The sequence below is a fragment of the Marinobacterium rhizophilum DSM 18822 genome (genome assembly GCF_000378045.1).
Lineage (GTDB): Bacteria > Pseudomonadota > Gammaproteobacteria > Pseudomonadales > Balneatricaceae > Marinobacterium_A > Marinobacterium_A rhizophilum.
Map to the genome: position 1 here is coordinate 1 of NZ_KB899131.1, position 7,289 is coordinate 7,289.

The 7,289-nt window shown below is 42.2% G+C and carries 6 protein-coding genes; 4 read left to right on the plus strand and 2 right to left on the minus strand.

All coding sequences use genetic code 11. From position 1 onward, the window contains the following. From F451_RS26460 to F451_RS0124090, 3 genes are all read left to right on the plus strand, one after another. Positions 1-177 (plus strand): SDR family oxidoreductase (locus F451_RS26460; protein WP_040880403.1); only part of this gene is annotated, 177 nt, incomplete at its 5' end. A gap of 81 nt (positions 178-258) precedes the next feature. Then, the gene (locus F451_RS0124080) at positions 259-450 is read left to right on the plus strand and encodes a hypothetical protein (RefSeq protein ID WP_020683979.1); all 192 of its coding nucleotides are present in this window, start codon (positions 259-261) and stop codon (positions 448-450) included. Between the two features lie 315 nt (positions 451-765). After that, complete coding sequence (locus F451_RS0124090) at positions 766-1,800, plus strand: IS110 family RNA-guided transposase (protein ID WP_020683981.1); 1,035 nt, start codon at positions 766-768, stop codon at positions 1,798-1,800. Positions 1,801-2,415: 615 nt separating this feature from the next. On the opposite strand, the gene drt3b is transcribed toward F451_RS0124090, so the two are convergent. Beyond that, a complete protein-coding gene (gene drt3b, locus F451_RS0124095; protein ID WP_040880404.1) occupies positions 2,416-4,458 on the minus strand; it encodes an antiviral reverse transcriptase Drt3b in 2,043 nt (680 codons plus the stop codon). Next, the gene (drt3a, locus tag F451_RS27505) at positions 4,455-5,747 is read right to left on the minus strand and encodes an antiviral reverse transcriptase Drt3a (protein WP_156826627.1); all 1,293 of its coding nucleotides are present in this window, start codon (positions 5,745-5,747) and stop codon (positions 4,455-4,457) included. Before drt3a ends, drt3b begins: the two co-directional genes overlap by 4 nt. A 316-nt stretch (positions 5,748-6,063) precedes the next feature. On the opposite strand from drt3a, the gene F451_RS0124110 reads away from it, so the two are divergent. Then, positions 6,064-7,289: IS1182 family transposase (locus F451_RS0124110; protein WP_020683984.1), on the plus strand; the 1,226-nt coding region annotated here is incomplete at its 3' end.

Genomic DNA, 7,289 nt, shown 5'->3' on the forward strand with positions numbered 1-7,289 from the left:
GAGATGATCATGGCGGTGCCCGAGGAAATTCGCGAGCAGATCCGTGAACAGATTCCGGTCAAACGCTTCGGCAAACCGGAGGAGATAGCCCGCGCAGTCTCCTTCCTGGCCGCCGAGGACGCCGGTTTCATCACCGGCTCCGACCTGTCCGTCAATGGCGGGCAGTATATGCACTGACTCCAAACACTTGCCACAGGTCGTGCGGTTGGACTGCCTGTGGCGCACCATACTGCCATCTTACAACAACAAGGTTCAGACATGACCGCAGCACATGATATCGACGAACTCGACCAGTCGCTCGAGATCACCTTCGGGCTGGGTATCGATTTCGAGGTTCAGCATGAAGCCTTTATGCTCTACTCGGCGTTTGGTGGGCAGGAGGGAGCAGCCTACGGGTTCGACTCTGATGACATTGCTGTGGCGGATTGGTGGCGAGCAGGTGATGGATGAGGATCCGGACGCTTGGTTCGCTATACGTTTCGGCTTTGAAACCATCGTAAGAGCAATTTCCACCGGTTTGTGATGCGGCATGTCACCTACATTCAACGAAGCCTTTTCCGGTAGCAAAATTGAGCCTTCCCATCGGACGTTTGAAGCCTTCTATTTCACCAGTCCACAATCAAAGCTCACCCCATATTCCTGCGCCACCACATTTCCAAACTTGTAGTAGCGCCCGCCTGCGGCACAATGTATGGACTCCTCCCCCTCCCCCCAGCCAGCGGCTAGGATTAGGGTCGACCAAGACACCAGGAGAGGAATCCACATATGGCTAAGATTAATACCATCGGCGTCGATCTCGCAAAAAATGTCATCCAGGTTGCCGTCGTATCCCCGTCAAGTAAGGTACTTCAAAACAAGGATCTGACCCGCAATCAGTTCGTTCGATTCTTAGCAAGGCAGCCGCCGTCGCTTGTCGCATTCGAAGCTTGCGCTACGGCTCACTACTGGGCCCGTCAGTCCAGAAAATATGGTCACACAATCAAAATTATTCCGGCTAAAGCCGTCTCACCGTATCGGCAGGGCCATAAAACTGACCGGAACGATGCACTGGCTGTAGCCGAAGCGGCTTGTCGTCCAAATATCAAAGAAGCTCCCCTCAAGAGTATCGAACAGCAGGGGCTACAATCGATTCAGCGCTCTCGTGAGCTGCTTGTTCAAGATAGAACTGCACTTTCAAACCATTTACGTGGTCTGTTGTTGGAGTTTGGTATCTGCATTCCCAAAGGGTTAGCAGCTCTTCGCCAACACATTCCCGAAATATTAGAGGATGGGGAAAATGAGTTGCCTGATATTTATCGTCCGACGTTATGCCGTATGTTTGAGCGATATCAGCAGCTTCAATTGGACATCGAATTCCTGGACCGACAGATCCGAGAGTTGGTAAAGCAAAATGATGCCTGCCACCGACTCATGGACCTCGAAGGCGTAGGGCCCATCAGTGCCGTTCTGCTTTTCGCTACACTTGGCACTGGTGAGGCGTTCAAAAACGGTCGGGAGTTCTCAGCCTATATAGGGCTGACACCGAAGCAGTACAGCAGCGGTGGCAAGACCAATTTCGTCGGCATCAGCAAGAAAATCGCGAACCGACGTTTGCGGGCTGTACTGATCCAAGGTGCAAGAGCTTATGTGCACAAGCTTAAGGAGCCCAAATCACCAAAGCAAAGATGGCTTCACGCACTCATTCAACGGGCAGGCTATGGTAAGGCCGCAGTGGCGCTGGCTAACAAAAATGTACGAACCGTGTGGGCGATGTTAACCACTGGCTCCGAGTATAATAGTGCTTTGACCATCAGGGTATAAATTTAAAAGAGCAACATATTGAGAATCTTTATGTAAAGTGTTCAGCAAGAAAGCCTGGTTCAGATTGAGATATCTGCCCCAATTAAACCTGTTCCGCTTTGCGGCCTTCGAGGTCAACGGCACAAAGAGGCATTGGGGTGCGCATACATAGTGGGTTGGGAGATAGCATCTCCAATAGAAAACCGGATATACGTACGCGTCCAAATCTGAGCATCCACTTCCTTGCTAAACAGGAGGAGTCCATATACAAAGCAGACATTAGCTTTATAAAAGCAAAAAACTAGACGTGATCGCAGATTATTTTACCCGCTAAACCGTGTGTCTATCTGACAAGCCTACTAAATAATTCTCCTTCACATAATAAAATGAGAATCATGCTTCATTATCTTCAACACATATAGATTTTTGCGACTGAGTATCATAGATGATACTTAAAAGTTATAGGGTGGCAGATGACCTCAGCATCAAGTGTGTGGAGATACATTAAAAATGGAAATCCTCAACTCAATCTTCACCTTGGTGTTGCGCACCATGGATTAAACCAAGCGAAAAACTGCAAATATATATTTGCAGTTGGAGCAATATTGGTCACCTACCGATCGTCACGCTATCATATTAGTAAGGTCTCCTCAACTCTTTTCGTTCAAGGGTTTTAAGAATGTCTACATTTTTCCATTTTACAAACCAGAATGTACCTTCTAGCTCATCTATGAACTTTTCAAGGCTTTTTTCATCTACTTGTGCTGCTTTCTCATACTTTGAAAAGTATTTTGTTAATAGATATTTCTTTTTAACTCTATCGACATAAGGACAGGTTAAAACATCCAAAAAAATGTAAGCACTCTCCGAATCTTTAGATATGTTGAAATTCGATTTTTTAAGTTTGGACATCGCGGAATCTACTAATTTTTCTCGCTCACTTTCGTATTCTGGATTGTCTTTGAAATAATATAGAAGGCAAATAATATCGAAGTATGAGAATTCGATATTTTCTTTCCAGTTTGCAGATATTTTTTTGCTTGGAATTGTGTGATTTCTTCCAAAACTACCAGTTGCAATAATAATATTTAGCTTCTCTAAAGAAATATAACCATTTCTTTGGTCTGTATTGTTCTTCTCAAAGCTTAAATCAACAACGTGTCCCATTATATCATTTCTAAACATTTCTAAACGTGATGGGATATATTTATAAAAAAAGTTCTCTGAAACGATTATAGATCGAGATACTCTCTCAGAAGATGACACTGTTGGGCTTACATTATAAAAGAAGAATACAAGTCTCAATATCAATAAGACCGTATCTTTGGCAAGGTAAACTAAATCATCTGACTCATAGAAAAAACTCTTATTGGACTTGAAAGACTCTATAAATTTCAAAAGCCTCTTGTAAAGCGATCCTATTACATAGGGCGATATTTCTGAATATTCTACAGCTTCATTTCCCATCAATATTTTTATTTTATTAATGAAGTGCTGCTCAAATCTATGCTTATTTATAATTTTATTTGGTATGTATATTCTTTTCCCATTTATGGATTCTTTTTTGAACAAAGAAGATTCAAAATCATATAATGCTTCATTTACACCAATAACCACTCGCGACTTATCTGTAAAAAATGGCCTTTCAAATTTATTAATCTTTGACTCGCTTAAATACAAATTATAAGATGACAAACTGTCCTCTATAGCTTCATATACTGAACGGGCTACCTCGTAACTTTTTGAGAATATCACGTAGTCATCGACGTATCTGATCACTTCGTAATCAACGCCAAAAGTGATATTTTTAATGTTTATTAAATAATTTTCAATTTTTTTATCAATATCTTGAAATATTATTTCAGCAAATATTCGACTAAACTCTGAACCGATAGGTATTCCATTCGTTTCGTTATTGTTACTTCTTTGTATAGTCGTGTCTAGCTCTTGGCAAAATTGGTTGGCCATTGTGACATGGCTTTTAATAAAGTCTTTATTTTTTACTGCCCAAGATATAGTGTGTGTATAAATACTATCGAAACAGTTTGCAACATCTAGAAACCACATACATGAGTATTTTTTTTCAAGTTGAGTGTAACGCCGAGAACTAAAAAACTTATACAGGCGATCAAATCCATAGTAGCTGTAAAATGATGATGCATGTTTTCGCCGCAGATCATTTTCAAGTGTTTCTATATTTATCTCTTTGTATTTATTTAGTTTTTCTTCGTCCTTAGCGTAAAATGAGCTTCCTACTCTAAAAGGAGCTCTAATTGAAAACTTACTGCTAGCACATAGTGAAATAATTGCGTCGGAGTATTTTTTATAGATTTCACAATAGTTTTTTTGTGATCTCGGATGTATTAGAGACAACGTTCTCAAGCTGTTTTTATTTTTTATTATTTTATATTTCATTGGATAGGTTTGTTCTAGTTGATTGCTAAGTTTATGTTGCTCACTAGCATGACTAGAATCATAGGGGCTAACTATTGTGCAGTATAGAGACTTTAAGATATCAAAACCACAAGAGTCTTTTTTAATATTTCTCTGTGCAATATGATGATTAATGTAAAGGCCATCATTTGAAAATATAACAGGTACATCGGAAGGTGATGTATCTGTCAAAAAGGCCCTAGCATAGTCCTTCTTGTCGATCTTTATCTTCCTTGCTTTCTTCATTTCCAAATCCTTACAATATCAACAAGTCGGTTGGCGCTAAAACGTTTGTGTAGGCGACTAGAGAACCCCCTTGTAAAATTGTATTGTAGCAGTTCTTTCTTTTGTTTTTTGGTAAGCAAGTGGCTATAAAATTTACAAAGCCGTCCATTCTTGCTCGTTGTCATTTTTGTCAAAAAACAGTCAATTTCTTCAATAGCCTTGCTGGGGAAGTTTACCGGAGAGTTGTTGTAATAAATACCGACAGGTATTACTGTATCTTTGTTTTTATTGATCATTGAGCGATTAGTAGTTAGAAATCTAATCCTGTCTCGCAAGAGTAGATAGTTTTTGTCTTTATGAAAAGTGTAAAACGCTTTACAAATTCTAGATTTTATTTTCTTGACTTGTTTTTCAGACAGGTCAACGTGTACTTCTCTATAAGTTTTACTCGAAAGATAAGCATTCTCTTCTAGCATTCCGCCTTGAATTTTTTTTGATGGAAGTGGTGAGTCGTATACTTTGAAAGAAAGCCCAAGATAGTCAAAGAAAACAACTAGTTTTCCATCGGTTAAGCTACCGGCCTTATCTCTTTTTTTGCAACTGACTATCTCTGTCTTTTCCTTATTAAATTTAAGATTTCCTGGCAATGACAATTCCACTTTATTGATGAAATATAACTCATCCTCATGTGCCGATGTTATTATAATCAAATCATCTACGAATCTAGAGTAGTAAATAACCTCTTTACAGCTTGATATTGAATTGTCAAAATCGCTGAGTATAAGCTCAGATAGTAGCGGGCTCGTTTCGATTCCTCTAGGTACCGAGCAGCCAATATTCTCATTAAAAAATGCTGTTACCGCTAATATAATCTTTTTGGTATGCATAGATAGGTTCGATAGTTCGTTCACCATTGTGAACAAAGTTTTATAGTCTATGCTCTCAAAAAAACTTCTTATGTCTAGCCGATAGACTCGGTAAGGTGTACCTTCCGCTAAATAAACCTGTAATTCGCGGGCTATTTGAGTTCTTGACTTAAGCTTTATAGAAGTTGCTGCCCTAATATTCTTTGCGCACTTTCGGAGAACAATTCGCTGTGGAAGGTCACATGAAAAATAAGTTTTTTTATTATTTTTTTGTAGAGATCCAAGTTGAAGCCCATTTGGAAACATATTTTCAGCATCATGAACAGACTTTTTCAGTAAGTCCGCTCTATACTCAGATTCTGACAATCGATTGTCAGAAAAAAAATCATTAGAAACAAAGCACCGAGATAGAGATGATTCACTAAACTCCTGATACTTAAACACATCCCACCTCCATAAAGAACGCTAACAAAATCATATCCATTAGAGAATACGTATATCATATTAATAAATAGAAATACTAAATACTTTCGTTCATTCCGGATCATTAGACGATAGGGTGTACCACAGGGTCAAGTCTTGCCTTTTGTCTCCTAATTATCAACAGGAGAAAAAGACAAGACTTGTGAATTCCGGGGACAGGAAAACTCCGGAGACCGTATACCTATTTCTCAGCTTATCAACGTCCGCTCCGGGCACAGGCTGTGTGAAAACGCCCCAACCGATATACTGATGCCAAGGCTGGCAGCGGGGAGCGGACGTGAAGCGCTTTATACAGGGAGTTGATCGAAACCAGAGTACGCTGTTTCCCGAAACGCTGGATGACTACATCACCGGGGACAACCCCGTCCGAGTCGTTGAAGCCTTTGTGGATGAAATGGATCTCTTGTCCCTGGGATTCACAGGTGCGCAACCCCATGCCACGGGCAGGCCCGCCTACCATCCGTCAACGTTGCTCAAGCTATACATCTACGGTTACCTCAATCGGATTCAGTCCAGCCGCCGCTTAGAACGTGAGGCTCAGCGTAATGTTGAGCTGATGTGGTTAACCGGCAGGCTCACTCCCGGCTTCAAAACCATCGCCGACTTCCGGAAGGATCACGGTCAGGCTATCCGCAACACCTGTCGAGAGTTTGTTGTTCTGTGCCGCCAGCTCAATTTATTTTCCCAGGCGGTTGTGGCCATCGACGGCAGTAAATTCAAAGCGGTTAATAGTCGTGACAACAATCTCACCCGCGGCAAGCTAAAACGCAGAATCGAACAAGTCGACAAGGCTATCGACCGGTACTTTGCTCAGCTGGACCATGCTGACTTAGATGAACGGCCTGAGACAGAATCCAACATTCCTGAGCTGAAAGAAAAAATCGCAGCGCTACAGAAGAAAATGCGGGAGCTCAAAGACCAAGAGGCGTTGCTGGAGCAAACACCTGATAAACAGATCTCTATCACCGACCCTGATGCCCGAGCAATGTCGACCAGCGGCAACATCCGAGGGACCGTGGGCTACAACGTGCAAGCGGCGGTTGATACAGAAAACCACCTGATCGTCACCCATGAAGTCACCAACATCGGGAACGATAGAGACCAGCTGGCAACGATGGCGATCCAAGCCAAGAAGGCGCTTCAAGCTGACGATTTAACGGCCCTTGCTGACCGCGGTTATTTCAATGGTGAAGAGCTGCTGACCTGTGCGGAAGCCGGGATCAAAACCTATGTACCGAAACCAGAAACCTCAGGTAGCCAAGCGGCTGGGCGTTTCGATAAGAAGGATTTTCACTATATCGCCGAGAGAAATGAATACCTCTGCCCAGCCAATGACCGGCTTATATGGCGTATGACGACAGAAGAGAAAGGCAGAAAACTGCACCGATATTGGAGTTCAAACTGCCAGGCCTGTCACCTGAAAGTTGAGTGTACGCCAAGCAAGCAGCGACGCGTCACGCGTTGGGAACATGAAGCGATACTGGAAGCGGCGCAAGAGCGTTT